The sequence below is a fragment of the Priestia sp. USM5 genome, from assembly GCF_058323215.1.
On sequence record NZ_JBSGKN010000007.1, the window covers coordinates 1 to 26,492 of the forward strand.

At 34.1% G+C, this 26,492-nt stretch carries 27 protein-coding genes and 1 pseudogene; 12 read left to right on the forward strand and 16 right to left on the reverse strand.

Annotated features, from left to right (window positions below; genetic code table 11):
• Positions 1-121 precede the first annotated feature (121 nt).
• From ACWATA_RS27850 to ACWATA_RS27865, 4 genes are all read right to left on the reverse strand, one after another.
• Entirely contained in the window at positions 122-328 is a 207-nt protein-coding gene (locus ACWATA_RS27850; protein WP_060744819.1) for a hypothetical protein, read from the reverse strand.
• A 25-nt stretch (positions 329-353) separates the two neighbouring features.
• Positions 354-995: a hypothetical protein gene (locus tag ACWATA_RS27855; RefSeq protein WP_060744820.1), complete on the reverse strand. Its 642-nt coding sequence runs from the start codon at positions 993-995 to the stop codon at positions 354-356.
• A gap of 153 nt (positions 996-1,148) precedes the next feature.
• Positions 1,149-1,583, reverse strand: coding sequence for a GNAT family N-acetyltransferase (locus ACWATA_RS27860; protein WP_060744821.1), 435 nt, complete (start codon positions 1,581-1,583; stop codon positions 1,149-1,151).
• Positions 1,584-2,005: 422 nt separating this feature from the next.
• A complete protein-coding gene (locus ACWATA_RS27865; RefSeq protein WP_016766175.1) occupies positions 2,006-2,353 on the reverse strand; it encodes a winged helix-turn-helix transcriptional regulator in 348 nt (115 codons plus the stop codon).
• 197 nt (positions 2,354-2,550) lie between these two features.
• Here ACWATA_RS27865 and ACWATA_RS27870 point away from each other — a divergent pair, with 197 nt between their 5' ends.
• The 5 genes from ACWATA_RS27870 (at position 2,551) to ACWATA_RS27890 (ending at position 6,190) form a co-directional block, all read left to right on the forward strand.
• Entirely contained in the window at positions 2,551-3,414 is an 864-nt protein-coding gene (locus ACWATA_RS27870) for an SDR family oxidoreductase (protein WP_047934403.1), read from the forward strand.
• A gap of 301 nt (positions 3,415-3,715) precedes the next feature.
• Positions 3,716-4,075, forward strand: a complete 360-nt coding sequence (locus tag ACWATA_RS27875; protein ID WP_047934401.1) for an immunity protein CdiI family protein — start codon at positions 3,716-3,718, stop codon at positions 4,073-4,075.
• Between the two features lie 596 nt (positions 4,076-4,671).
• Complete coding sequence (locus ACWATA_RS27880; RefSeq protein WP_060744822.1) at positions 4,672-5,070, forward strand: IDEAL domain-containing protein; 399 nt, start codon at positions 4,672-4,674, stop codon at positions 5,068-5,070.
• Between the two features lie 32 nt (positions 5,071-5,102).
• The gene (locus tag ACWATA_RS27885) at positions 5,103-5,561 is read left to right on the forward strand and encodes a flavodoxin (RefSeq protein WP_047934397.1); all 459 of its coding nucleotides are present in this window, start codon (positions 5,103-5,105) and stop codon (positions 5,559-5,561) included.
• Complete coding sequence (locus ACWATA_RS27890; protein WP_053215362.1) at positions 5,558-6,190, forward strand: WD40/YVTN/BNR-like repeat-containing protein; 633 nt, start codon at positions 5,558-5,560, stop codon at positions 6,188-6,190. Before ACWATA_RS27885 ends, ACWATA_RS27890 begins: the two co-directional genes overlap by 4 nt.
• A 354-nt stretch (positions 6,191-6,544) precedes the next feature.
• Here ACWATA_RS27890 and ACWATA_RS27895 read toward each other — a convergent pair whose 3' ends face one another.
• From ACWATA_RS27895 to ACWATA_RS27905, 3 genes are all read right to left on the reverse strand, one after another.
• On the reverse strand, positions 6,545-7,345 hold the full coding sequence (locus ACWATA_RS27895; protein ID WP_152669696.1) for an ABC transporter ATP-binding protein: 801 nt from the start codon (positions 7,343-7,345) through the stop codon (positions 6,545-6,547).
• An 86-nt stretch (positions 7,346-7,431) separates the two neighbouring features.
• Positions 7,432-8,457 carry a FecCD family ABC transporter permease gene (locus ACWATA_RS27900; RefSeq protein WP_060744824.1) on the reverse strand — a complete coding sequence of 342 codons (1,026 nt, stop codon included), beginning with the start codon at positions 8,455-8,457 and terminating at the stop codon, positions 7,432-7,434.
• On the reverse strand, positions 8,457-9,500 hold the full coding sequence (locus ACWATA_RS27905; protein ID WP_060744825.1) for a FecCD family ABC transporter permease: 1,044 nt from the start codon (positions 9,498-9,500) through the stop codon (positions 8,457-8,459). Before ACWATA_RS27905 ends, ACWATA_RS27900 begins: the two co-directional genes overlap by 1 nt.
• A 173-nt stretch (positions 9,501-9,673) precedes the next feature.
• Between ACWATA_RS27905 and ACWATA_RS27910 the strand changes: the two genes are divergently transcribed.
• From ACWATA_RS27910 to ACWATA_RS27920, 3 genes are all read left to right on the forward strand, one after another.
• Entirely contained in the window at positions 9,674-10,612 is a 939-nt protein-coding gene (locus tag ACWATA_RS27910; protein WP_047933997.1) for an ABC transporter substrate-binding protein, read from the forward strand.
• A 210-nt stretch (positions 10,613-10,822) separates the two neighbouring features.
• On the forward strand, positions 10,823-12,538 hold the full coding sequence (locus tag ACWATA_RS27915) for an ABC transporter ATP-binding protein (protein ID WP_047933999.1): 1,716 nt from the start codon (positions 10,823-10,825) through the stop codon (positions 12,536-12,538).
• 373 nt (positions 12,539-12,911) lie between these two features.
• Positions 12,912-13,802 (forward strand): Rpn family recombination-promoting nuclease/putative transposase, encoded by an 891-nt coding sequence (locus ACWATA_RS27920; protein WP_080967604.1) that lies wholly within the window; start codon positions 12,912-12,914, stop codon positions 13,800-13,802.
• Between the two features lie 381 nt (positions 13,803-14,183).
• Here the strand turns inward: ACWATA_RS27920 and ACWATA_RS27925 are convergent, their stop codons facing one another.
• From ACWATA_RS27925 to ACWATA_RS27945, 5 genes are all read right to left on the reverse strand, one after another.
• Positions 14,184-15,284: a GerAB/ArcD/ProY family transporter gene (locus ACWATA_RS27925; RefSeq protein WP_047934002.1), complete on the reverse strand. Its 1,101-nt coding sequence runs from the start codon at positions 15,282-15,284 to the stop codon at positions 14,184-14,186.
• Between the two features lie 213 nt (positions 15,285-15,497).
• The gene (locus ACWATA_RS27930; RefSeq protein ID WP_047934003.1) at positions 15,498-16,610 is read right to left on the reverse strand and encodes a GerAB/ArcD/ProY family transporter; all 1,113 of its coding nucleotides are present in this window, start codon (positions 16,608-16,610) and stop codon (positions 15,498-15,500) included.
• Between the two features lie 214 nt (positions 16,611-16,824).
• Positions 16,825-17,934 (reverse strand): GerAB/ArcD/ProY family transporter, encoded by a 1,110-nt coding sequence (locus ACWATA_RS27935; RefSeq protein WP_047934004.1) that lies wholly within the window; start codon positions 17,932-17,934, stop codon positions 16,825-16,827.
• Between the two features lie 20 nt (positions 17,935-17,954).
• Positions 17,955-19,181 carry a Ger(x)C family spore germination protein gene (locus ACWATA_RS27940; RefSeq protein WP_047934005.1) on the reverse strand — a complete coding sequence of 409 codons (1,227 nt, stop codon included), beginning with the start codon at positions 19,179-19,181 and terminating at the stop codon, positions 17,955-17,957.
• Positions 19,171-20,793 carry a spore germination protein gene (locus ACWATA_RS27945; RefSeq protein ID WP_047934006.1) on the reverse strand — a complete coding sequence of 541 codons (1,623 nt, stop codon included), beginning with the start codon at positions 20,791-20,793 and terminating at the stop codon, positions 19,171-19,173. Before ACWATA_RS27945 ends, ACWATA_RS27940 begins: the two co-directional genes overlap by 11 nt.
• Positions 20,794-20,926: 133 nt before the next feature.
• On the opposite strand from ACWATA_RS27945, the pseudogene ACWATA_RS27950 reads away from it, so the two are divergent.
• Positions 20,927-21,150, forward strand: a pseudogene (locus ACWATA_RS27950) (YczF family membrane protein).
• A 91-nt stretch (positions 21,151-21,241) separates the two neighbouring features.
• On the opposite strand, the gene ACWATA_RS27955 reads toward ACWATA_RS27950, so the two are convergent.
• On the reverse strand, positions 21,242-22,018 hold the full coding sequence (locus ACWATA_RS27955) for a DUF4046 domain-containing protein (RefSeq protein WP_047934007.1): 777 nt from the start codon (positions 22,016-22,018) through the stop codon (positions 21,242-21,244).
• Between the two features lie 166 nt (positions 22,019-22,184).
• Between ACWATA_RS27955 and ACWATA_RS27960 the strand changes: the two genes are divergently transcribed.
• Together ACWATA_RS27960 and ACWATA_RS27965 are read left to right on the forward strand one after the other, a co-directional pair.
• The gene (locus ACWATA_RS27960; protein WP_047934008.1) at positions 22,185-22,457 is read left to right on the forward strand and encodes an AbrB/MazE/SpoVT family DNA-binding domain-containing protein; all 273 of its coding nucleotides are present in this window, start codon (positions 22,185-22,187) and stop codon (positions 22,455-22,457) included.
• A 429-nt stretch (positions 22,458-22,886) separates the two neighbouring features.
• Positions 22,887-23,393 carry a shikimate kinase gene (locus ACWATA_RS27965; protein WP_047934009.1) on the forward strand — a complete coding sequence of 169 codons (507 nt, stop codon included), beginning with the start codon at positions 22,887-22,889 and terminating at the stop codon, positions 23,391-23,393.
• A 1,222-nt stretch (positions 23,394-24,615) separates the two neighbouring features.
• Here the strand turns inward: ACWATA_RS27965 and ACWATA_RS27970 are convergent.
• The 3 genes from ACWATA_RS27970 to ACWATA_RS27980 all read right to left on the reverse strand — a co-directional run bounded on the left by ACWATA_RS27970 (position 24,616) and on the right by ACWATA_RS27980 (position 25,694).
• Positions 24,616-25,047 (reverse strand): hypothetical protein, encoded by a 432-nt coding sequence (locus ACWATA_RS27970; protein ID WP_060744826.1) that lies wholly within the window; start codon positions 25,045-25,047, stop codon positions 24,616-24,618.
• Positions 25,044-25,250 (reverse strand): helix-turn-helix transcriptional regulator, encoded by a 207-nt coding sequence (locus ACWATA_RS27975; protein WP_060744835.1) that lies wholly within the window; start codon positions 25,248-25,250, stop codon positions 25,044-25,046. The genes ACWATA_RS27970 and ACWATA_RS27975 overlap by 4 nt, the downstream gene beginning before the upstream one ends.
• A 162-nt stretch (positions 25,251-25,412) precedes the next feature.
• A complete protein-coding gene (locus tag ACWATA_RS27980; RefSeq protein WP_060744827.1) occupies positions 25,413-25,694 on the reverse strand; it encodes a hypothetical protein in 282 nt (93 codons plus the stop codon).
• Positions 25,695-25,884: 190 nt separating this feature from the next.
• Here ACWATA_RS27980 and ACWATA_RS27985 point away from each other — a divergent pair, with 190 nt between their 5' ends.
• Positions 25,885-26,349 (forward strand): helix-turn-helix domain-containing protein, encoded by a 465-nt coding sequence (locus tag ACWATA_RS27985; protein ID WP_060744828.1) that lies wholly within the window; start codon positions 25,885-25,887, stop codon positions 26,347-26,349.
• The last annotated feature ends 143 nt before the right edge of the window (positions 26,350-26,492 follow it).

Below are 26,492 nucleotides of genomic sequence, written 5' to 3' on the forward strand. Positions count from 1 at the left end.
ATACTTTATCCCCCCTTAGCTTGTATATATCATACATTATTAGTTACCATAATCACGGGTTTAGGAAGGAACAAAAAACACCTAACTAAATAATTAGGTGTTTTTATATATTTTTATCAAATTAATTATACCAACCTATGCTATTGAGTATTATTACTCCTATAAAAACTACTAATACACCGGTTGTTAGGCTTATAAGGAGTGTGCTCCAACTTTTAATCTGAAACCAAATATTCAAAGCTAAAAGGGTTATAAAAATCAGTCCTAACAATAGTGCAGCATAAGGGTTTGTTGGAGTAATCCAATCATACCAACTTAAAAAGTGCATAGGCTCGCTCCTCCTTAGGTCTAAATTAATTTCTTCCTAATTCGTTCATTTGAAAAATCATCTGTATCTCTTCTCCGACCATTTGATAAGCAGAAGCTTCACCTTGCAAATATCCACTTCTATAATCAGTCTTATCAAGCTCAAATTTTTCTTTAAGCATGTCCGCCATTCTTTGATAATTTACGGATAACCTCTCTGTATAGCTCAACTTATCAGCGTCTTCTGATTTAAGAATCAATTCTAGATCAATCATTATTTTTTCATATGCAATAGACATACCTTCAAAAAGACCTTTTTGTAATTCTACAGGTATTTTTTTAATTTCTTCTTTTGCTTCATCAGGGATTTCATCATAAAATCCACCCGTTAAAAAATCCTTTTCCTTAAAATTACTTTTTTCTTTTGCATCTAAGGATCTTTTTTCTAATGACTCTATTAACTCTGTTAATTTTATATCCATGGCGACTCCCCCTTTAGAATAATCGAATTCTCTTACTAAACGATTTACAATCATACGGTAAGCTTTACTCATGCCAGATAATAATAATTTCTCATCGCCTGTAGTTACCTTTATAGACTTGGTGAGCTCTTTTTCCATATCAATAAAATCCAAAATACAATCTTCGATTTTTGCTCCTCGGAACATTCTTTTTCTATAATTAGACATATAATACATCTCCTTACAAAAATAATACTTTATCTGTAAACAAATGTAAACATTTATTGTTTACATTTGTTTACAAAGCTTGTCTTTAGAGATGGTTGCCCTATACAGCTTTAGTTACCATAATGTTTTTTATCGGTAGGAAAAGTACTTGAATTAATTCAAGTACTTTACAAATAGAACCTTATCTTGATTGTCTTTATTCCCCTGTTCAATTTCAAAACCCATTTTAGTATGATAAGCAATTGAAGCTTTATTCACAGGAGAAGTCACACAGCGAACAATATTGCGGCCACTTTGTTTAATTACATCGAAAAATTGATTATATAGTTGTCTCCCAATACCTTTTCCCCTGTACTGCGGATGGATTCCAACAAAATGAATGTATGCTTCATTCGAATAAGATTGAGATAAGAATCCAATTAAAAAGCCTATGATTTCACCTTCTTCTTCAACAATAAAGCTAGTATTTTTAAAATGATCAAAAAAAAGCTTTGGCAACAAGTCAGACATTTGCCTTCCATTCCACCAGTCGTTGATTAACGGAGATATTACATAATAATCTGATCCTTTTACTAAACGAACTATCATTTTGATCTCTCCCTAATTTATTTATGAATTTACTTAAATTGATGCTATCACAGGAAGAAAATGCTATGTTATTCTTTCTTATTTTTTACTAATGAATGCTAATATGAAAAGTGAATAGAATATACAAAATCAGTTAACATAATACCTCTTTCCGGAACACAACTCAAAAAAGAACCCTTGGTAGGCAAGGGTTCAAAGTTTGTTGTTCGAACGGGAACATGCAGCTTTTTATACATCCTTGGTGTCACAAGGTTTCTCTAAGCGATGTACGTCAGAAAAATGAATAAAAAGCGCACCTTTTATTCATATGCTATTCCTTATAAAAATAGTATTTTTTAGAATTTACGCTATGTTATATAGAAAAAAATTTCATATTAAGTTTCCTTTGTAAGCTAACTCACCTGACGACCTGAGGTAACTTTTTAAATTTGGTTCTTTAAATATTTTTTGCTCCATTCTCCCATACTATGCAGGATAGGAATGAAACTTTGTCCTAACGGTGTTAGCGAGTATTCTACTTTTGGAGGAACTTCTTTATATACTTCTCTGTGAACCATTTGATCTTCTTCCAGTTCTCTTAACTGACGTGTCAAAATCCCTTTTGAAATATCAGGTAGAAGTTTTTGAAGTTCATTAAACCTCCTAGTTTCTATGCTTAAATGCCATAGAAGAATGATCTTCCATTTTCCAGCAATAATTTCTTGTGTTTGTGTAACAGGACAAACTTCTTTATGCTGCTCTGGAGGTTCACCGATCCAATTTCTTGCCATAATAAATGCCTCTCTTTCTTAATGGTTCTATTTTTGTGACTATGTCATAAAAAAATGACTACTTTCAAAAAAACAGTTAAGACTATAGTATTATATTATCCCGTATAAATAAAATCTCTTTCAATAGACCTTATTTTATACATTAGTTGTAACCGAATTGGTTATAACGGAAAAATATAAAAATGGAGGAATTATTCATGAAAATGTTAGTAACAGGTGCAACAGGGAAATTAGGAACAAAAGTGGTAGACACTTTATTGAAAACTGTACCAGCGAACCAACTAGCTGTCAGCGTCCGAAAGCCTGAGAAAGCTGAAGGACTTCGAGTTCAGGGAGTAGACGTTCGTCAAGGTGATTTTGATCGTCCAGAAACATTGGATGCTGCTTTTAAAGGCATCGATCGCTTATTACTCATTTCTGCGGATGGAGATAATGAAACAAGAATTCGTCAACACACCAATGCAGTAGCTGCCGCAGAGCGTGCTGGAGTTAAATTTATTGCTTATACTAGCATAGTAAACGCACAGGAAAGTAAAAACTTCCTTGCTCCAACGCATCAGGCAACTGAAGAAGCTATCTTGAAAACAGGTATTTCCTACTCCTTCTTACGTAACAACTGGTACTTGGAGAATGAAATTTCAAGCATTCAAGGTGTACTAGCAGGAGCCCCATGGGTAACTTCTGCAGGAAATGGCAAAGTAGGTTGGGCACTTCAACAAGATTATGCAGAGGCTGCTGCTACAGTACTGTCTGGAAATGGTCATGAAAATACAATCTATGAACTTTCAGGTAAGCTATTGAGTCAAGACGAACTTGCTTCTGCTCTTAGCAGTGTATTAAGGAAAGAAGTGTCTGTACAGCTGGTTGATGACGCTACTTATGCCGATATTATGAAAGGTGCTGGCGTACCTGATTTCCTTATTCCTATGCTTGTTGACATCCAGAAAGGGATTCGAGAAGGCACACTAGAAATCGAAAGCAACGATTTTGAAAAACTTCTTGGACGTCCAGCTACACCAATTAATGAGGGGTTAACTCAAATCTTTAAAGCTATTTCTTAAACAGCATAATCGAACTTAATTAAGAACCGACCTCTCAAAATGAAACAGAGGTCGGTTTTTAAATTCAAGAATTATTAAAAATATCAGAAGTCTATAGAAGAGAATCAACTATAAAACAATGCCCCACAAATTCGTTGTCCAATGAACATGTTAAGGACATGCAAATTATATGCTACTAAAAGCCCTCCAAATAAGGCTACTCAGCATTTAATTTCCTTTAAATTACATCATATTAACTAAAATTAATATAGGATTTTACATACTTTGAATGTATTATAAGGAATGTAAATGGAGGTAGTTTATGTTCTTTAAAAAATTATGGAGTGATAAAAACTGTAAGCATAATACATATAAACTAGAAGCCGATTTTTCCGTAGATTCTATTTGGTGCAATGAATGTGGAGAAAATCTTGATATTGAGGATTTCTCTTTATCTAATAGTCTTCAAGAAGAACTGGAGTACTGGGTTAGTGATTATGGGAAGTGGATCGATTTTGGTACAGATTCTTTAAGGGAAAAAGGAATTGAAATGGAAAACGATCATAATAAAAAAGGTCTAGGTCTCTTGAAAAAGATAAAAGAAGAATTAGGGAGAGATTACCCTATTATATTTAATTCTTCTAAATCTGGAAAACTATATCAAGCTGAAAAAGAAAAATAAGAAGTCTTTATTATTAACTATTATCATTTGTCGTCTTTAAGTGTAAATAGTCAAACTTAAATTTATAAAAATGTGTTATTTTTATGAAACGTACCCGTTTATAAAGTGTGTATTTACTGATAAACAAATAGAAGAAGGTTATTTAAAAGGTATAAAGAAAAAACACCAATTTTTAAGTTGTTTTAGAAAAAGAAAAGTGAATCATCTCTCTATAGGTTCACATGCTGAATGGATTAATTACTATCAGTGGTGAAAGGTGAAGGTAATAAACAGTTTTAATAAAAATAAAAAGCTGACTATGTCACCTGAGTTCTATTCTAAGAAGGACTTAGGTTTTTTAATTTCTTTAGAACTGTTCATTGTTATACAAGTTTCTGTATGAGTGCAACATATTTTCTACCTCGTTGACAGACGTACCATATACATTTTGCATCTCTATTAATGGATTCTTGCACAAGAAAAGAGAAGATTAACCGGAACATAATTGACATTGATAATCATTATCATATAAAATGACAATGATTATCAATGTCAATTATAGTGTTTTAATAAAAGAAAATTTTAAAAAATAGAAGGAAGTAGGGGAAGACTCATCTATGGATAAACAATTTGTAATAATGAAACCATTTTGTCATGAAGTAGGATGCTGCTGTCCAGAACAACAGCATCAACATATGATTAACTTCCGTCAAGGAGATGTTTGGACGATTACAAACAACCGGAAGTACGTCGATAGCTTAGGATGGTACTGTTTAATCGATATTAATAACGAATTTCAGTTCTTTATCTATGTTGATGATATTCAGGAATTATATGTTAAGGGGAGCATTTGCTCTATTTGGGATTTAGACCTAAAGATTAATCATTTGAAGTTTAAAATAAACGAAGCACTCGATACACACGACAGAGAAGTATTTCTTTCTCTTTCTAATGAGCTACACCATATACAACAGGTAAAGAGTAAAATAAACTATGCTCATGTGCAGAACATTTAAACAAACTGAAAAACTTCAAGAGGGGAAACAATATGGCTAAAATTCTTATTGCATACGCAAGCATGTCGGGAAATACTGAAGAGATTGCTGAACTCATAAAATCAAATTTCGAACCTTTTGATTACGATATAGACATAGAAAAAATTGAACACTTGGATATCCAAAAGCTAGTAGAGTACGATGGTATTTTATTAGGTGTATATACTTGGGGAAACGGAGACCTTCCATACGAGGTTGAAGACTTTTATGATGAGATTGAAAATGTTGATTTAACGGGTAAAAAAGCTGCGATCTTCGGTTCTGGTGATCGTTCTTATCCTGAGTTTTGTGCAGCTGTTGATTTACTGGAGGAAAAACTAGAACTTTCTGGAGTAGAAATTGTACAAAAAGGATTAAAAATCGAGCTTGCTCCTGAAACAGAAGAAGACATTGAACAATGCAATTCCTTTGCAATCAGTTTTTCTAAAAGTCTCGAGGAATCTTCCCTATGAAAAACATGTTCAGTTCAACAGCTGTGACTAGAACTGAAAACAATAGTTTCGTTGTGGCTACTATAAACGAAGGCCTTTTCATTGAAAAAAATGGTATATGGAAGAATACCTTACCTCAATTAAACTACCACATTCGTGATTTGAAATGTACTGGTGGAATCATTTATGGCGTTGGAGATAAGGGAATGTTCCTTCGAAGTATTGACGAAGGCGAAACTTGGAGAATCGAGCGTTTTCCGACCAAGGCAAGCATATGGAGTATCTCTTGTAATTCGAAAGGTCTTGTAGTCGCACATGGCGAAAAAGTAATTTACATATCCACTACCTACGGGGAGACTTGGAATACTTTATATCCATTTGATGTTTCTAATCCTCCTTCTATCCGTTCCTTATGTTTATATGAAGATACTTTGTTTATTGGGACAAAGGTCCACCCTGAAAATGGGGGTGTTTGGATGGTTGATTTATTCACAAACGAAGTAAGAAGGGTAAAGGTAGAAACCTCAAGAATGATTTCGTCTATGGTGGTACACAAACATCTATTAGTAACAGTGAGTGGAGCATGCCGTGGAAAGAATGGATTATTAGAATTTCTTTCATTAAACAGCATTAAACACGAAAAAAATTAAGTTGGAATACGTGTTACAGTAGTGATGGACATCGGAGCTATTTAGATGTTTGCGCTCATAATGGTATTCTGTACACAACTTCAAGTCAAAACGAAGCAGGATACAGCACTATCTCTCGAGTATATCTTGAGAATCAAGAACTAGTTTCTTGCGATTTTGTTCGGGGACATGGCTGGAGAATATGCAATGAAAATGAAAACTACATTGTGGCAGGGTTACATGAGACAAAATATCATAAAAAAGATTCACAAGAAGTCTGCTAACGTTCACTTATTATAATATTTGAAATAGGTGCATGAGAATAGATTGTCCTTCACAAAGGCATCATTCATTCTCATGCACCTATAATTTTCTTTATTTAGAGGGCAGGCTTTTTAATAAGTCATAGGTAAGGCAGACAGGTGTATCATTTCTTGGATCTTTTACAATCTCAGCGTCAATTTGAAAAACTTCCTTCAATACCTCTGAAGTAATAACTGTTTCAGGTTTCCCTTCGCGAACAATTACTCCATCGCGCATAGCCACTATATAATCAGCAAATCTTGCTGCAAGATTTAAATCATGTAATACCATTACAATAGTTCTTCCTTCTTGCTTATTTAAATTTTCAAGAAGCTTAAGTATTTCTAACTGATGAGCTAAGTCTAAATAGGTAGTGGGCTCATCCAATAAAATTAAATCAGTTTGTTGTGCAAGTGCCATTGCAATCCATGCACGTTGTCTTTGTCCACCGGATAGAGCATCAATAGGTCTATTTTTAAATGAAGTCATTTCAGTAATATTTAAAGCCCATTCAATAACTTTTCTATCTTGATCAGACAGTTTTCCAAATCCTTTTTGATGAGGAAATCTTCCATACGTAATAAGTTCAAAAACAGTGATTCCAGAAGGTGCCTCTGGTCGCTGAGGGAGAATAGCCATTTTTTTAGCAATTTCTTTTGTTGATTGTTTGCTAATAGCTTTTCCATCAAGGTAAACAGTTCCATTTTTAGGGGCTAAAATACGTGCAAGAGCCTTCAAAGTAGTGGATTTTCCGCAACCATTTGAACCAATAATAGCAGTTATCTTACTTGTAGGTATTTGTAAATTAAGCTTTTTCACAATTTGTATATCGTCATAAGATAAATCTAAATTTTCAGTAGCCAGGATAGCCAATTTCATTGCTCCTTTTTATGATTGATTAGTATAGCTTTAATTTCATTTCTTTATATACAAAGTTTAATAATGAAGTATCTTTTAATTTATTTAGTTCTCATCAACAGGTAGATAAAATACGGAGCTCCTAAAATAGAAACTAAAATCCCTACGGGCATTTCTGTAGGAGACATCACAATACGTCCTACTGTATCGGCTCCTAATAATATTAATGAACCTAAAAGAGCAGATAATGGTAAAACTTTTTTGTGATTGGGTCCTATTAATGCTCGAGAGATATGCGGTGCAATTAAACCTAGAAATGTAATTCCTCCTCCAACAGAAACACAAGCTCCTGCCAAAGCAACACCAATAAGCAATAATTTTAATCTTTCTTTTTCAATGGATACTCCTAACCCAATAGAAACTTCATCCCCAAAGCTTAAAATATCAAGAAAACGTGATTTATATACAGCGATTGGTATTAAAATAATTAGCCATAACAAAGTGGATATAACAAATGACCAATTTGTACCCCATATACTACCCGATATCCAAGTTAAAGTTTTCATAAAATCTTGAGGTTCCATTTTCATTTGTAAAGCCATTGTACTTGAAGCAAAAGCAGCGTTGATTCCAATACCTACCAGAATTAGTCGAATAGGGGTTACTCTACCCCGTTTGCGAGAAAATCCATAAATTAAAGCCGCAGCTATAAATGCGCCTAGTAAAGCTGTAAAGGGCATCAAAAAGATTGACAAAATGCCTGTTAAAAAACTAGAGCCATGAAAAATAAACATATATAGTACAACGGAAAAACTTGCACCTGCATTGATTCCTAGAATACCCGGATCTGCTAACTCATTTCGAGAAATACTCTGCATAATAGCTCCAGATACAGCGATACCTGCTCCAATTAAAATAGCTAGTACAATTCGAGGAAGGCGAAAATTAAACAGTATTAACCTTTGATTCCCTATATCATTCCCGAAAAAAGCAGACCAAACTTCTGATAGAGGAATCTTAATAAATCCCGCGTTAATACTAACAAGTAAAATTAGAAACAGTAATAGTAGTAAGATTACACATAATAGCTTATATCCGTGTTTACTTTTATTTAATAATTGAATCATTATAAGTTCGTCCCTTCTTTACGAGCTAGATATAAGAAGAAAGGAACACCGATAAGAGCAGTTACAGCTCCAACGGGAGTTTCAAATGGTGGATTAATCATTCTTCCAAGAATATCTGCAGCTAACAATAAAACAGCTCCTATGATAGCTGAACAAGGGATAATATATCTATAGTCGATGCCAACTATAAAGCGTGTTATATGCGGAACAACTAATCCAATAAAGCCAATCATTCCAGCAATTGATACAGCTGCACCGGTTAATAATAGTACAGCAATCATGCCTAAAATACGTACAATGCGAGTGTTTTGTCCAAGCCCAGTTGAAACCTCATCTCCAAGACTGAGAATCGTAATAGAGCGTGAAAGAAAAATAGAAATAACAATTCCTATTATTATGACAGGTATAGCATATTTTAATTGATTCATTTGAATACCTGAAACGCCTCCAGCATACCAAAAGTTCATTTCCTTTGCTACATCGAATTTAAGACCAATTGCAGTAGATAACGAAGTAAATAACGCACTAATTGCTGTACCAGCAAGGGCCAGCTTTACTGATGTATTTCCGCCTTTTGATATAGCAACGATACCAAATACTAAGACTGTGGCAAAACCAGCACCAACAAATGAAAATAAAATCAATTTACCATAGGTAATGTCAGGGAAGAAAGCAAAGGCAAGGGCTATACAAAAAGAAGCTCCTGCTGTTACACCTAAAATAGAAGGCGAGGCAAGAGGATTTCTTGTCATGCCTTGCATAAGACTACCCGAAACAGCCAAAGCAGCACCCACAAAAACAGCTGCTAATGCTCGAGGTAATCTTAAATCATGAATAATGACATGTGCTGAATTATTATCATTATAAGAAAATAAACTCTCCCAAACCGTACGATAGGTAACATGAGATGCACCAAAATGAATAGAAAAAATAACTGATATTAATACAGCAATCCAACCAAATAAAATGATAGTAATTCCTATCTTTTTTTTGTAACTAGCTTCCCCCTGGAGTTCATCATCCATTTTATTTGCTTTATCCATATAAATTCTTTCCTCCTGCTCGCGAAACCAAATGTACTAGATAATGAATATTAATTAATTTTACATAGTAATAGCCATTGACATTATAGGATGAATTCGCTTTAATTAATAGTGATAATTATTATCAATGAATCAGACAGATAATATTTTAACATAGTTATAGGGGGATTAAAATGAAGTATGGTGTAAAAATAAAGAGAGTTCTTCAAATTTGCAGTGTGGGATTATTGTCAGTTGGTTTGGTTGCATGTCAAGACAACCAATCTTCTGAAAAGCACTCAGAGAATCGTACGGTAACCGATGCAGTGGGACATAAAATAGAAGTTCCAACGACCCCAAAACGCGTATTAGGATCTTATCTAGAAGATCCACTGGTAGCTTTAGGTGTTACACCTGTAGCACAATGGTCTGTCAGTAACGGTGTTCAAGATTATTTAAAAGATGATCTAAAGAATGTGCCTAAAATCTCTTACGATTTACCATTTGAAGCTGTTCAAAAGACTAAACCAGATTTAATACTTATGGATTCGTCTAGCATGGTAGAGGGTGGAAAATACGACCAATATAGTAAAATCGCACCTACATATGTAGTTGGTAAAGATAAAAATAATGATTGGCGTAAAGAATTACAAGAAGTAGGAAAAGTATTGAATAAAAAAGACGATGCACAAAAACTTCTTGATGATTATGCTAAAAAAGTAAAAGATGCAAAAGCAAAATTAGCTGAAAATAAAGAGGTTCCTTCTGCAGCAGCTGTTTGGCTAGTAAATAATAAATTATTTATCTCTTCGAAGGACTTATCGAGTGGGGACGTCCTTTACAATGATTTAGGATTAAAAGTACCAAAGGTAGTACAAGAAATCTCCGAGAATACGGAAAACAATTGGAATCCAATTTCTTTAGAAAAGTTAGCTGATTTAGATGCAGATTATATCTTCTTAGTAAATAGTGATAAAAATGGGGCAAGTACATTAAGTAATTCTATTTGGAAAAACATCCCTGCAGTGAAAAATAATCATGTAGCTGAATTTCCTAGATCCTCTAGTTGGCTGTATACAGGAGTTATTGCAAATGATCAAATTATTGATGATGTTCTAAAAACTATTAAATAATCACAAATCTTGTTTTTTCTTCACTTAACATTTCGAAAATTAAACCAATTATTAGTTCAATAACTATAAATCAGATTTAGATTGTTTACATTCATATAAGATATGAGTGAATCAAAATGAAAAATAACCAACGCTTTTCTAAAAAGTATTGGTTATTTTTTCTTTTTACATTGTGTTGGAAGATATGAATTTTCGAATAGGGGGATGCTGATGTTACGGCGTTTTTTTTCTTACTATAGACCATATAAATACTTATTTTTATTAGATTTCTGTTGTGCCATTCTAGCTGCATTGTTGGAATTAGTGTTTCCATTGGCTGTAAACAGGGTAGTTGACGATTTGTTGCCAAGTGGTAACTGGTCTTGGATTTTATGGGGTTGTATTGGATTACTAATGATTTACGTAATTAGTGCAGGTATGAACTTTGTGGTTACTTATTGGGGACATAAATTAGGAATCAATATTGAAACCGATATGCGTAAACAATTATTCAATCATGTGCAAAAGCAATCTTTTCGTTTTTTTGACAATAATAAAACAGGGCATCTTGTTTCTAGAATGACAAATGATTTAATGGATATTGGTGAAATTGCTCATCATGGTCCCGAAGATTTATTTATAGCTATTATGACCTTAATAGGTGCCTTTGGAATCATGTTTAGTATTAATCCGCAACTCGCTATCCTAACATTCATTATTGTTCCGTTGGTTAGTTGTTTATCTATCTATTTTAGTAAAAAAATGTCTAAAGCATTTAAAGGAATGTTTAGTGATATTGCCAATTATAATGCTCGTGTAGAGAATAATATAAGTGGTATTAGAGTAGTCAAAGCATTTGCTAATGAAGAGTATGAAATAGAGAAGTTTGCTGAAAGCAATGGTAAGTTCCGCAAAACAAAGTTATTAACATATAAAATAATGGCATGGAATGCTTCCATTAGTTATGTGTTGATGAAGATTATTTCTTTATTTGTTCTTGTATGTGGTTCATGGTTTGTTATCCAAAAAAATATGACCTATGGGGAATTTATCGCTTTTGTCATGTTATCAAATGTGTTCTTAACTCCAATTAAGCAAATAAACGCAGTAATTGAGATATATCCTAAGGGGATTGCAGGTTTTAGAAGGTTCTTGGACCTTCTCGAAACGAAAGCAGATATATCAGATAAACCAAATGCTAAGGATATTGAAGAATTAAAAGGGAAGATTATCTTCGATAACATAACTTTTGGATATGATAAAAATGATCAAATTTTAGAGAATATTAATTTGTCTATTCAGCCAGGAGAAACGGTTGCTTTAGTTGGTCCATCTGGAGCAGGCAAAACCACCTTATGCAATCTATTACCGAGGTTTTATAACGTTGACCAAGGGGAGATCTTAATAGATGGAATAAATATTAGTGAAATAAAATTGAGTTCCTTACGTTCACATATTGGTATTGTGCAACAAGATGTATTCTTATTTGATGGGTCGATTCGAGAAAATATTCAATATGGTAAGTTGGATGCAAAAGATGAAGATATTTTAGAGGCATTACGTCAAGCCCAGCTGGAGGATTTTGTATTAAAACTTCCTCAAGGCCTCGATACATTAATTGGTGAAAGAGGTGTAAAACTTTCCGGGGGGCAAAAGCAAAGGTTATCTATTGCTAGAATGTTTTTGAAAAATCCTTCTATTTTAATCTTAGATGAAGCTACTTCTGCTCTAGATACAGAAACAGAGAATGCGATACAAGAAGCATTATCAAAACTGTCAGTAGGTCGTACTACTTTGATTATTGCACATCGTTTGGCAACGATTAAAAATGCAGATCGGATTATTGTAGTGGCAAATAAATCAATTATTGAACAAGGGAAACATGAGGAACTTTTAGCCACTGAAGGAGCTTATAGTAAATTACATCAAGCTCAATTCAGCATATAACTTACAAGCTATATGCTGAAACTACTGATAAAAAACTTAAATTTGTGCAAGAAGGCCATTGAATTTATTCGATTGCTTACTAAAAAACCTTTAAGATAATCCTGGAGTGACCCCTGTCAAATAGACAGTCTTAAGAAAGCTACCTATGCAGCCTGAGTTCTATACTGATAAGGACTCAGGTTATTTAATTTCGTGGAGATCTTTCATAGTTATAAAGTTTTTATTGATGCGCAGTACTTTCTACTTATCATTATTAATAATGAAGGACGAGAGATACCTGATAGCCACTTTATTATGCTATAAAGCGAGAAATAGAAAGAACTCATCCAGTCATGGTATACTAATAACAAACATGGAGATGATGGAGGATATTATGACGAAACGATTAGACTTACGTGTCGACTTTGCGTTTAAATCACTATTTGGCACACATGGAAATGAATCCATTCTAGCTGCCTTTTTAAATGCAGCACTTCGCTTTCCAGACCAGAAAAGAATTCAAACGGTTCAGTTATTAGATCCTCATTTTAATAAAGAAAACCAAGAAGATAAACGCTCGATTTTAGATGTACACGCTCAGTTAGAGGATGGAAGCCGTGTCAATATTGAAATTCAGCTTAATAATAAACATGACATGGAAAAACGAACACTCTATTACTGGTCCAAAATGTATAGCAGCCAAATGAAAGAAGGTATGGACTACGGAGAGCTTTGTAAAACGATTACTATCAATATTGTTAACTTTCGTTATTTATCACATATCACTAATTATCATTCCGCCTTTCAGTTATATGAGCGAGAACAGAAATTACTCTTAACCGATATGTTGGAAATTCATTTTATGGAGCTACCCAAGTTATTAATTAAATGGCGTAACAGAGAGGTAGATCCACGAGAAGATCAACTTGTGCGATGGTTATTATTACTTGAAGCATCGGAAGATGAAGAAATCACTCAAGTATTGGAGGAGATTGCGATGCAAGAAGATCAGGTATTGAAGAAAGCAATAGATGAATGGGAACGCGTGAGTCAAGATCCAGAAGTTTTACTGGCTTATGAGGCAAGGAGAAAAGCCCTATTAGATGAAAAATCTGCTTTAAAGAGAGCAGAGAAAAAAGGGAAACAAGAAGGACGAGAAGAGGGACGTGAAGAAGCAATAAAGACTATGGCTATTGGAATGATTCAAGAAGGTATAGCTAGCAATGTAATAAGTAAATTGACAGGTCTTACGATAGAAGAAATTGAAAAGCTTCGACATCAATAAGGGAAAAGGAGCAGTGTGCATTGAGCCACTGCTTCTTTTTATATATTATTAAAAGTAAATATATAATGGTTAAGAATCAAAATTATTTAAATTAATCATGAATATCATATATAAAACTAATAGATGGAAACCCAATAAAAAAGATTCTTTCTACTTATTATTTGTTTTTTAAAATTTAACGTATACATATACACTTAATATAATGGCTACCATCACTATACAAGTAAGAGGAAATAGAATTGTATTGATAAAATGATCATAAAATCAAGTATACAGAAAAATCACCTCACATAGTTTAAATGTATATTGATAATTACTAACTTGTGATGGTTCAATCAACTAGAAGATTTTTATCATTCAAAAACCGAGTAAACAAATCTGTTATGCTTTCTGCTTCTTTCTATTTTTTAAGAATGCAATAAGAAGAAGCAGAGGAGGAATGATCGCGAGGAGAGGAATATGCAGAACAAACATTTCTACTCCTATCCCTTCATGGACATGTTCTTGAAAATTGCTAGAAATCGTCAGAGACATAAATAGAATGATGAGTCCCAAAGGGTAAGACAGTCGGGAAGGTGATTTAATCTTAAATAAATTGGCAGTACCTATGACAGCCGAATAAAACAGCACGCTTATCTTAAAAAAACCACCGATAACTAAAGCAAGCATAAAGAACACATCCAGACGCTCCAAAAAGTCAGCTACCTGGATGGTCTGAACCGTACTAAGAAGAGGGAACTGTGAGCGTGCAGTCAAATCGACACCAAGTACACTAAGATTTATAATCATGGTAATGGTCAAGTTGATGCCTGTTAATCCCGTCGCACATAACATCGTCATTTTGGCCTTTTTAGGATTTTTCAAATAAGGTAAAATCATTGTAAACACAATGGCTTCTCCAAAAGGAAAATACAGGATCTGATTAAATGTGACTTTTAGGACAGGGAAAATTCCTTCTTCAAGTACTGGCTGTAAGTTCTTAAAGTTGATTAGCCCAGAACACACAATCAGAATAAAACCAGTGACAGCTAGGATATACATGAATACAAAAAAGATTTCTCCAGATCGGGCTATTACTTCAATTCCTTTGCGGACCGTATAAATAATAACAAGAATCAATAAACCACTCGCAATAAATAAAGGGGTATCGGGATAGGCAAAGGTTAACAACATCTCTCCGATATCACGTAGAACTCTTGCTACATCATAGATAAAATAAAAGATATAAAGAAAGGCTAGTACGCTTCCTATTGCTTTACCTAAGATTTTTTGCATGTACTCTGTAGGCAAGAGATCTGGATAGTACGAGTAGAGTTTATGATAGATTAGAAACAGAACAAAACTGAACACCATTCCAAGTAGAATCGCAAGCCAAGCGTCTTGTTTTGCGTCCATTGCAATAGGTAACAATAAAGAAGTACCCAGCTCAAACAGAACCATTAAGATAAAGAGCTGACTAGCACTAATTTTGGCTTTTTCCATTCAATCTTTCCTCCTTTTCCATTTTATTTAAAGTAATCTTTTGCTTGTTTGAATGGCTCTTTACCCTTTTCATTACTTGCGCTTCTTTAAACGTTATGAAGTAGATAGTAGATTTACTCTAAGGTTAATTCTAAGCTAAAAGTATCCTTTCCACGTATAAGGGTTTTACTAGGGGAATTTAACGAGAATGACAATATTCACTATGAAAATTAGTTAATCAAATGTGTTCCCATCATGCTTCTTCCTATTTTTCAAGAAAGATACAAGAAGAAGCAGAGGAGGAATAATCATAAGAAGAGGGATATGTAGAACCAGCATTGCCACCTTTAGTCCTTCATGATTATGCTCTTGAAGATTGCTTGCAATGGTAATAGACAAAAAGAGAATGATTAGCCCCAAAGGATATGATAACCGTGAAGGTGATTTAATCTTAAATAAACTAGCAGTTCCTACGACAGCTGCGTAGAATAATACACAGATTTTAAAGAAGATAGTGATGATTAAGGCAAGCATAAAAAATACATCAAGACGTTCTAAAAAATTAGCTACTTGGATGCTCTCAATTGTACTAAGAAGTGGGTATTGTGAACGTGCAGTTAAATCAACACCCAGTACACAGACATTAATAAGCATGGTAATAATTAAATTGATTCCACTTAATCCTGTTGCACATAGCATGGTCACTTTTGCCTTCTTAGGATTATTTAAATACGGCAAAATCATGGTAAATACAATCACTTCTGTAAATGGAAAATATAACGTTTGTGTAAATACCACTTTTAGGACAGGTAACAATCCATCTTCCAAAACAGGTTGTAAATTTTTAATCTGGATTAAACCAGAAGAAATAATTAAAATAAACCCAGCAATCGCAAGGACATACATAAAAATAAAAAGCAGTTCTCCGGATCGAGCTATGACCTCAATTCCTTTTCTAATGGTGTAAATAATGACAAGCATTAACAAGGCATTCGCGATGAATAAAGGTGTGTCAGCATAGGCAAAAGTTAACAACATTTCACCAAAATCGCGTAGAACTCTTGAGGCATCATACATAAAGTAAAGAATGTAAATAAAGGCTAGTACGGTTCCAAGTACTTTCCCTAGAATCCTTTGCATATATTCTGTAGGCAAGAGGTTGGGATAATAGGTATAAAGCTTATGATAGACTAATAATAGAATGAAACTACATACCATTCCAAGCAGAATCGCAAGCCAAGCGTCTTGCTTTGCATCAATCGCAAGGGGCACCAATAAAGCACTCCCCAGTTCAAACAGGACCATTAAGATAAAGAGCTGACTAGAACTAATTTTAGCTTTCTCCATGCAATTAGAACCTCCTTTTTGTTTTTATTTAAAGCAATCTTTTGTCTTGCTGAATCATTTTTTAACATTTTCAGCATTTGCAATTTTGAATAGTATGTAGTAAATAGTAAATTTGCTTTAAGGTTAACTCTAGACTAAAAAGTTTCTTTTTACTGTTAAGTACCTTTCTAAGGAATGTAACAATAACGACAATGTTCATATGAAGATTAGCTAGTCAAATGTGTTTCCTCCTATCCTTCTTCCTGTTTTTTATGAAAGCTACAAAAAGAAGGATAGGAGGAATTATGGTGAACAGAGGAATATGTAGAATAACTTTGGCTACATGTAACCCTTCATGAAGGTGTTCTTGGAAATTACTCGCGATTGTGATAGATAAAAATAGAATAACGATTCCTAAAGGATACGCTAACATTGAAGGTGCCTTAATCTTGAATAAGTTGGCTGTTCCTATAGTGGCTGCATAAAATAATATGGTAACCTTAAAAAAAATCCCAATCACCATAGCAAGCATAAAAAACACATCAAGCCGTTCTAAAAAATCTGCTACTTGGATGCTCGCGACTGTACTAAGAAGGGGGAATTGGGAACGTGCAGTTAGATTAACACCAAGCACACTAATGTTAATGAGCATCGTAATAACCAAATTGATTCCACTTAATCCCGTTGCACAAAGCATCGTCACCTTTGCTTTTTTAGAATCATTTAAATACGGCAAAATCATGGTAAACACAATAGCTTCAGTAAACGGAAAATATAACGTTTCAGACAATGCAACCTTTACCGATGGTAGCAATCCTTCTTCTAGTACAGGTTGTAAATTTTTAACCTCAATTAAACCAGAAGAAACGATTAAGATAAATCCAGCAACCGCAAGGACATACATGAAAATAAAAAGCAATTCTCCTGATCGGGCTATTACTTCGATTCCTTTTCTGACTGTATAAACAATGACAAGCATTAATAATGCATTGGCGATAAATAAAGGCGTATCAGGATAGGCAAAAGTTAACAGCATTTCACCAAAATCCCGTAAAACCCTCGCAGCATCATGCATAAAATAAAGAATGTAAACAAAGGCAAGTACAGTACCCACTACTTTCCCTAAGATCTTTTGCATATATTCGGTGGGGAAGAGGTTGGGATAATAGGTATAAAGTTTATGGTAAACTAAAAATAAAACAAAGCTTCCTAACATGCCCAGCAGAATCGCAAGCCATGCATCTTGTTTAGCTCGGATAGCGAGAGGTACCAGTAAAGCACTCCCCAGCTCAAATAAAACCATTAAAATAAAGAGCTGACTGGCACTAATTTTTGCTTTCTCCATTCACTGGCACCTCCTTTTTCTTACTTTTGATTCTCTTTTACCCCTGAAAGAAACGATTTATTTCGTAAGCCAGCTCGACGTACATAGGCTTCCACTGTGATATCTACATCTAACTTTGGAAAGTAGACATCATTCCATTCTGTTTTTAATTTTTTAAATTGATTTGGTCTAGTACGATGAACGACTTCGCCAAATCCTAAAATATCCGTTTTGTTTTTTTGTGCACGTTCAATAGCTACCCTTAGCTCTTTTTTTATTTCTTTCCTCACAGATTGTTCGATTTTTGTAATAACCTTCGGATTGGTGATATCAACAGGTACCTCCATGTCACCGATATCTCCTTCAACACGTGTATGAACAGAAATATGAGGTTGGCCATTCTTCACTTGAGCAGACACACTTGTTTTTTGTCGTACAGTTTGATAAGCAATAGCTTCTTTCTTTCCTGCCCAATCAATATTAATATCCGTTCCTTGGATTTTATCGAGAATCCATACCGTTCCTCTTGCTGGTTTTCCATAAAGCCAATCCACCAATTTCCCTTGTTTTAAAACAGCTATTCCGGAAGCTCGAAGCGTTGCTTCGGGTGCACTTTCTTGAAGGTTCTCCAGCTTTTGTGCTTGCTTGGGATTCCCAACGAGACGGAATCCTGATACAACAGTTCCTCTTCCAGGTGATTCAAGGCTTCTCATCACCTCTTGGAGCGATGTTTTTACATTCTCTCCCCATTTTCTTTGGGTGAATTCTAAGGTTTTGAGCACCTTATTCGCTGGAATTTTATCAACCGGGGTTAATGTTTTGACAAGATCAGCTGCGGTCGAGTTTTTCGCAATCACAATGGTGGAAGTATTTCGAAATTCTGGATCCCGATCTAAACCATCGATTAGCGTATTAAGCCCTTCTTTTCTGGCCAGTTTCTCCCCAACTACGACTAAGTTTGTATGAGCATAATACAATCGTCGAGAGATTCTTCCTGAAGCCCGTCTACTTGCTTCGACTAGATTATCCCCTGAAGCAGAATAAATGGTAACAGGAGGGCTTTGACTGCCTCCCCCTCCTTGCATACCTCCTGCCACATTGCCTGGATTAATAATCTGGAGCGTTATGTGAAATCTTCCACCTTTCGTTTCGTCGATACCCATGGCTGATACAATAGCAAGGTCCGTTAACTCTTTTTTACTCCAACAACTTGTGAGCAAGAGGGTTATCGTCATCATCACCAAAAGAAAAAATCCCTTACGCTTCATTGTTGTCACCTTCTTCAAGGTCCCGGTTCACCATTCCTCGAGATGCAGGAGGGTGTGGGTATTGGTTTGCTCCTTCTCGAACCGTGTTAGCCGTAATTAATCTAGGTCTTTGTCTCAATGTCCACCATGGTAATCTAACAACCGTATCAGCATTGTTTACGGGGATGAAGGGAGCAAATGGAGCCATATAGGGCACACCAAATGAACGTAAGCTACATAGATGGACAACCATCATTAAAAGGCACAAAATGATGCCGTAGAAACCAAATGTTGCTGCACCAATCATAAACAAAAAACGAATTAAGCGAGCTGAAATCGCCATATCAAAGGAAGGTGTGGCAAAACTAGCAATGGCTGTGATCGATACAATGATAACCATTGCTGGTGACACAATGCTCGCTTGAACAGCTGCTTGACCAATTACAAGGGCCCCCACAATGGATACGGCCGAACCAATGGCTTTAGGCAAACGTATCCCTGCTTCTCGTAAGATTTCAAAGGTTAGTTCCATGAGAAGAGCTTCCACAAATGCCGGAAAGGGAACCGTTTCCCTTTGTGCCGCAATGGCTACAATGAGCGTGGTTGGCACCATTTCCTGGTGGAAGGTTGTAACGGCGACATAAGTAGCAGGTGCGATAAGCGAAATGAGAAACATAAGAATGCGTAAAAGACGAATCGATGTCGCAATGTCAAAACGCGCATAATAATCTTCAGCCGATTGGAAAAATTGTATAAATACAGCTGGCGCAATGAGTACAAAAGGGGTTCCATCCACAAATATAGCAATCCTTCCCTCTAACAGGTTTCCAGCTACAACATCAGGTCTTTCCGTGTTGTACATAGTTGGAAAAGGGGTGAATGTTTGATCCTCTATTAGTTGTTCAATATAACCTGATTCCAAAATGCTATCAATATCAATTCGCTGCAATCGTTGACGAATTTCTTTAACGACTTTATCATTGGCAATGCCATGTATGTACATGAGCGTCACATCTGTCTTAGTTACACGTCCAACTTTTAACGACTCCATCCATAAATCGGGGGTCTTAATAATGCGGCGTACCATAGCTGTATTGGTCCCAAGAGACTCGGTAAAGGCCCCTTTTGGTCCTCGCACCACCATTTGGGTAGTAGATTCCGCAATGGAACGTCTTTCTCCACCTTTGGTGCTAGCACTCAGTGCTTGATCTACTCCATCCACTAAAATAAGAGTAGCGCCTGCCATTAAAGATGCAAACAGGTCATCGAAGTTAGTGATGGAAGAGATGTTCCCAATTGTCATTATATCTTTAGAAAGCAGGTCTATCGCATTGTACTGATTTATTTCTTCTTTATGATCATCCTTCATCATAGATTGCAGTAAATACTCTTGAATCGACTGATTATCTACAATTCCATCTACGTAGACAATCGCCGTTTTAATGTGGGAGTCCCCCCCCATTTTTATCTCACGAATAACGAGATCTGAACTATTTCCGGTTTTCTGCTTAATCATGTTAAGGTTGCCCGATAATGAAACTTGTATCAGTTCTACTGGAGAATCAGTCATTTGATTCTCGTTATCCTGTGGTCGTTTCTTTTTTGGTTCGCGATCTTTAAAAAACGAAGGCATATATTTAAGCACCCTTCTGTAAGTTTTTATTACTTTAACCATATAAGAGTTTTTTTATGTAAAAATTAACAATAGATATTTATGTATCATCATAGAAAAAAGAGAAGACCCTATTAAATTGAGCGTGATAAATATGAAAATCATGAGTATTAGTCTTTTAATGATGGGATGCTTAATGGGCTTTTCTTTAGGCATCGATATTTTTCAAGGATTTGATGTTTCTCAGGCGTTGTACAACGCCTGAGTCCATTTAGGGTAATGGAGGTTGCTGAATTATTTGTACTCTTTTTTCTTCTTTTTCTTTTTTTTGCTGAATCTTTATATCTTTTTATGAAGAAGAAAAATCAAAGCAATTAACTGCATACTTATAAATCGCTATTTTAAAAAATAGGAAATAAAAATAATAGGAATGTAGTTCACAGGCTATTCGTTTCAATCAGTTCTTTCATTAATCAAGATCCACATAAAATAATCTATTGTCTATATTCGTTAGTTGGTTTTTTATCCATTCCTTCACGTTGTTCATTCTGGAATCAAACGCCATTTGAAAGAGACCTGTTAACTGAAAATCGGTAAAATGATTTCCTTTTAATTTGAGAAAAGCCTCGTTATAAGAAGAGAAATGAAGCTGTTTGAATAAAAAATCGTCCATTGCCTCTCGAATATATTCTTCGTTTTTCCAACAATTCATGGGAACATGAGCAAACTGCCAGGGTTTAAAGACTTCCGGATAAACAGCTTCTACCACTTGAAAAGGGGATTGGCCGAAAAGGGAAAAGACACCTCCTAGGCTATGTTGATTAAAAAAGTGAATATTAACCTGATTAGGAATCTCTTTAAGAGGGATTTTTAGTTTTTCCTCTATTACATACTTTACTGCTTCAATAGCTCTTCTCTTTCCTTCTTCCCCGTCCCAATATTTATCAGGAGCTTGTTGGAACTGCCAAGGTTTAAATCTTCCTGGATAGGCATTGTCGATAACTTCATAATAATTCCATCCATATAGCATAGCAGGTGGTCTTAGACGATGGGACCATAATGTATTGGCACCTACTTGAAAAGGGATTTCATCGATGGGGATCGATAAGCGTTGCTCAAGTAGATAGCATGTCATATAGCGCATATATTTTTTTCCTTCATTACCTATAAAGAAATAATTCGGAAATCGTTTTCTTCTCTTATCTAGAACATCTTGATAAACTTCAATGACTTGTTCTTTATTCACTATCGAAAGCCCCTTTTGAGAAATTATATTTGTTTATTATTATGTATAATAATGGGATTTATATACAAGTAGGACTTAGTCTGCATAAGGTACAGATTAAAAAAACAATAAAAAGCATATTGTACACTTAATGGGTAAGTAAGTAATATTTTATGGAGGTTTTAAATTGAAAGCTACTGGCATCGTTAGGAAACTAGACAACCTGGGAAGAGTAGTCTTACCCATCGAACTAAGAAGAACGTTAAATATTAAAAAGAACGAACCTGTTGAAATTTTTGTAGATAATGAGAACATTGTATTGAAAAAATATTCACCTAATTTAGCTTGTAAAGTGACAGGTGAAGTCTCTGAAAATAATTTAATCTTGGCAAAAGGAAAAATAATTCTAAGCCGTGAGGGAGTAAAAAAACTGCTTAGAGAGTTAGAAGTAAAGTTATAACTCAAATATGAAGAATGAGAGCAGACTCTTTTCGACTTTTATACCTTGTCTCTTAATTAAAATGTCTGTCCAATCTGCATAAAGACAGCACCTAAATAATTAGGTGCTGTCTTTATGCAGAAAAAGGATTTCTGAATCTTCAATCAACTAACTTTATATTACCGGAAACTGATATAAGCAAGCTATAACTTTGTTATAATGTCTGACACAAATAATCTAATGTTATTTTTCTTTTTTTAGTTAACATAAAACGTATCATCAGAAGTAAATACTTAGTATAGTAGCAGGCTTAAGCCTGCTTTTTTTATTCTGATAAAGAACTTATTTAAAAAATAATGAAAAACTTAATAATCAACCTCTTATGGGACATATACATAGCATAGATTGGGATAGTAACCTTACTGTCATTTCTAAAGAGGAGGGTGAGAATTGTCTAAGATATGTATTCTTGGAAACGGTTGTGCAGGTAAAACTACACTTGGGGAAAAATTAAGCAAAGATCTTTCACTTCCATTCTTTGAGATGGATGAAAAACTCAAATTTTTAAGGACAACTCCTTTTCCTACCAGACAACAAATCAGACATTTTTCAAGAGAACTAAACAAATTATTAGATAAAGATAAATGGGTAATAGAAGGTTGGGGATATAGAGAAACATACGAAGAAAGGTTTAAAAAAGCAGATATTATTATCTTCTTAGATGTACCTTTCCAAATTTGTTTAGAACGATGCCATAAAAGATTAGGTACAAACGACTTAGAGATTCTAAAACGAGGTGTAACGAAGTTAAATATATTTGATAAACATGTACGTCCATTGCTACTGAAGTTAATCCAAAAATACAGCAACGAGCCTGAGAAAATCATACTTTACATTGATGAGAATTATAAATACGAGGCCATAATAAGACAAATTAAAACCTATTCAAAAACATAAAACCACTAATCAGAATAAAGACTAATACTGTGAGCAAACTACTCATGATGGGTAGCGTCCTTCTTAGCTAATACTCCATTGCACCTAACAAACTACCTCGCCACCTTTCTAACTGACTTAGGGGTAGTTTGTTTTTTATGGACAAGAAGTTATAGAACTTTATAAACAGGCATATAATCTAAAAAAGGGCCCCACGTGCTCATGAATTGAACTAGTAGATCACTCATGAATACATTGTATTCGTGGGTTATTTGCTTTTTACAAGAATTAAAATATTACAACAAGAGCAAACTACTCATGATGTTCCCAAGCATCGACCATTTTTTCTGTAAAATACTTTCCACCTTTCAACAGAAAAAACTACTGGAAAACAGGACCAGTAGTTTTTTTTCATTTTTACACTGTATACATTATACAAGGCTAGTTAACATAGTGGATTTTCTATGAAGAAAAATATATTTGATGTTTTATTTTCAAACATAAGGGTAAAGGATTAAGCTGGATTGGATTTTAAAAGAAACAGTCTTTTTTAGATCTGTTTCTTTCTTTTTATTTAAGGATTATAAAACGAATAATAAATAGTAAGTCGAGCAAACTATCCAAGACGCCGTGAGGCATCACACCAAATTTCCTATTCTAAACATGGGAAACCTACTGTACAGGAGCAGTAGGTTTTTCTATTTTTCGGCTGTATATGATATACACCTTTAGTTACCATAATGGATATTCTAGGCAGCAAATAAAAAAAGAAGCCCTCTAAATGCGACTTCTTTTTACCTTTATTGAAGTTTTTTATTTTTGAAAGAATACATTACTGAATTAATAACACATAAAGCCACTATTATTAAAAACATATAAGATGAAATAGTAAGTATCTCCTGATAAATTAAGATCATCTACAATTATTTCTTCTAAGAAAAGGATTAAGCCTGAAATGAATAAACTAATGATTACTATAGTGATTACGTGCAAGCCAGCAACTAATTTCTTCTTATTTTGCATTAAAATTGTGATAAACAAAGCAGACAATACAACAATGAAAAATATAAATACTGGTCTTGAATATAAAAGGCTTATGGCACCCTAACTATTACTCCATATATACATATTAAACCTCCACTACCACCTTCATTTTTCCATTTTATCAATAATATTGATTTCAATCACTATGTATATATGTTTCTAGTTTTCATAAGGTTGGTTCCAAGAATTTTTTTAAAACTTATTCGTCTTCATCTTTGGAACGTTTTTTTATTAAAAAATAACCAAATGAAAAAGTTCCTAAAAAACATAAAAATATAACTAGTCCAATCATTGTACTATCTTGAACGCTGCTATTAGACGTTATCTTTGTTAGAAGGCCAAAAATAATTCCTATAGTCAAACAACCTATAACTATTAAATAGTAAGGTGTTTTTCTAAGTTGTTTCCCACTTTCATATGAATCAACAGAAATACCTAAATTCAAATATCCTAATATAACACTAGTCAGTATTAAAACTAACCACAAAGGGTTATCGGTAACATTATTAAAGCCTCTAGTAATTCCGTCATATATTAAAATTCCTACCATAGCCAAGGTTTGGAAAGCAAAAGCGATCCGAATATTCTTTAAATTTTTAATAACGAGCCTTTCATCTCTTATTAACTTCATTTAATCTCCTCCTGGTCTATCCAAAAAATTTCATCTAAGGTTCTGTTGACTACATAACAAATCTCTAAGCACAATTTTAAGGTAGGATTGTATTTTCCTTTTTCAATTAAACTTATTGTTTGACGAGTAACTCCAACCTTTTCAGCCAATTGATGCTGGGTCAAGTCAGCCTGTACACGAAATATTTTTACATTGTTTTTCAACATATACCAATCCCTTCCATATTTTAATTGTAACATATATATTACATTTTTTAATATATATATTACATAATTGGTGAATCACATTGACATAATTTAGTTTCTCGAAATACATAATAAAAAAGAAGAAGCATCTAGTTTTTCAAAGACTAAATGCTTCCTCTTTTACATCTTATAAATTTCGTTAGAAGATAACCAATCGATGAATTGTTGATAAGGATAATATGTAGTCCCTTTAAGCTCTATTTTAGGAGCACCGGGATATTTATTTAACAATTCTTCAATTTCACCCTTACTTAAATTAAAATGATAGTGTAGATCTTTTTCTTTAATTAAATAAGGATAGCTTGATTTTTTTTGAGGTTTACTAAAGTTCTTTAAACCATCACCTATAAAATAACCAAGGGCTGCTAATCCTACAGCAATCCAAAAAAAACTTATTTCCACAATAAATTACCTCCTAAACATTTCCTCAAAATCCATTTTATCATAAAATTAATAGAAGGATAGTTTGTATATATAATGCGTTTCTAGTTAACATAAAACGGATTATCAGCAAACATATATGCAGGATATTGGTTTAAAAGTCATGAATATATGAACCTAACAGCATAATGAAAGCAGGTGACTTTTAGTTATGTTAATAGGTGAAATGCTTACAAAAGTAATGAAGGAAGAAATGACAATTAAAGAACTAGCCACGATGTACAATGTCACTACTCAGACTATTCAAAGAAAAATTAAGAAACTGGGATATGAATGGGATAAAAAGAAGTCTATTTACAAATATACAGGGAAGCCACCACAGCCGTTGGACGTTGATTTCAGTACCCTATTTAGAAAACCACCCACCATTAGCACTGATTTAACCCAGCTTAAAGGTAAAAGTAAAAAGAAAGGAATTAGCCGCAATAGCACTAGTGACGTAGTAGATGTTTTATTGGCAGGTACAAAACCACAACAATCCAAAAGAGTGTATCAGGGATTTCATTTTGATAAAGATATATTAAGCATTATAAATAGTGTTCCTAAAAATTATAAATCTGAACTCATTAATGAAGCGTTAAGAAAAGTGTTTAAAGAAAAAGGGCTACTCAAATGAAAATCTGCATGACGCTTAAGCAAAAGAAATTCCGATGAGGATTAACAAGCTTTAATAAAGGTAAACAACCTCTCTTATAATTAACTAAATCACTCCGTAGAATAGAGCGCGATTTGTCGTTACTAAGTGTAAATAAGTCAAAC

Coding starts and splice junctions, on each gene's coding strand:
- ACWATA_RS27940 (WP_047934005.1), bottom strand. CDS start 19,181: ATGAAGCGTAAGGGATTTTTTCTTTTGGTGATGATGACGATAACCCTC.
- ACWATA_RS27890 (WP_053215362.1), top strand. CDS start 5,558: ATGAAAAACATGTTCAGTTCAACAGCTGTGACTAGAACTGAAAACAAT.
- ACWATA_RS27915 (WP_047933999.1), top strand. CDS start 10,823: ATGTTACGGCGTTTTTTTTCTTACTATAGACCATATAAATACTTATTT.
- ACWATA_RS27985 (WP_060744828.1), top strand. CDS start 25,885: ATGTTAATAGGTGAAATGCTTACAAAAGTAATGAAGGAAGAAATGACA.
- ACWATA_RS27865 (WP_016766175.1), bottom strand. CDS start 2,353: ATGGCAAGAAATTGGATCGGTGAACCTCCAGAGCAGCATAAAGAAGTT.
- ACWATA_RS27935 (WP_047934004.1), bottom strand. CDS start 17,934: ATGGAGAAAGCAAAAATTAGTGCCAGTCAGCTCTTTATTTTAATGGTT.
- ACWATA_RS27885 (WP_047934397.1), top strand. CDS start 5,103: ATGGCTAAAATTCTTATTGCATACGCAAGCATGTCGGGAAATACTGAA.
- ACWATA_RS27905 (WP_060744825.1), bottom strand. CDS start 9,500: ATGGATAAAGCAAATAAAATGGATGATGAACTCCAGGGGGAAGCTAGT.
- ACWATA_RS27910 (WP_047933997.1), top strand. CDS start 9,674: ATGAAGTATGGTGTAAAAATAAAGAGAGTTCTTCAAATTTGCAGTGTG.
- ACWATA_RS27970 (WP_060744826.1), bottom strand. CDS start 25,047: ATGAAGTTAATAAGAGATGAAAGGCTCGTTATTAAAAATTTAAAGAAT.
- ACWATA_RS27900 (WP_060744824.1), bottom strand. CDS start 8,457: ATGATTCAATTATTAAATAAAAGTAAACACGGATATAAGCTATTATGT.
- ACWATA_RS27860 (WP_060744821.1), bottom strand. CDS start 1,583: ATGATAGTTCGTTTAGTAAAAGGATCAGATTATTATGTAATATCTCCG.
- ACWATA_RS27850 (WP_060744819.1), bottom strand. CDS start 328: ATGCACTTTTTAAGTTGGTATGATTGGATTACTCCAACAAACCCTTAT.
- ACWATA_RS27930 (WP_047934003.1), bottom strand. CDS start 16,610: ATGGAGAAAGCTAAAATTAGTTCTAGTCAGCTCTTTATCTTAATGGTC.
- ACWATA_RS27920 (WP_080967604.1), top strand. CDS start 12,912: ATGACGAAACGATTAGACTTACGTGTCGACTTTGCGTTTAAATCACTA.
- ACWATA_RS27870 (WP_047934403.1), top strand. CDS start 2,551: ATGAAAATGTTAGTAACAGGTGCAACAGGGAAATTAGGAACAAAAGTG.
- ACWATA_RS27880 (WP_060744822.1), top strand. CDS start 4,672: ATGGATAAACAATTTGTAATAATGAAACCATTTTGTCATGAAGTAGGA.
- ACWATA_RS27925 (WP_047934002.1), bottom strand. CDS start 15,284: ATGGAAAAAGCCAAAATTAGTGCTAGTCAGCTCTTTATCTTAATGGTT.
- ACWATA_RS27855 (WP_060744820.1), bottom strand. CDS start 995: ATGTCTAATTATAGAAAAAGAATGTTCCGAGGAGCAAAAATCGAAGAT.
- ACWATA_RS27945 (WP_047934006.1), bottom strand. CDS start 20,793: ATGCCTTCGTTTTTTAAAGATCGCGAACCAAAAAAGAAACGACCACAG.
- ACWATA_RS27875 (WP_047934401.1), top strand. CDS start 3,716: ATGTTCTTTAAAAAATTATGGAGTGATAAAAACTGTAAGCATAATACA.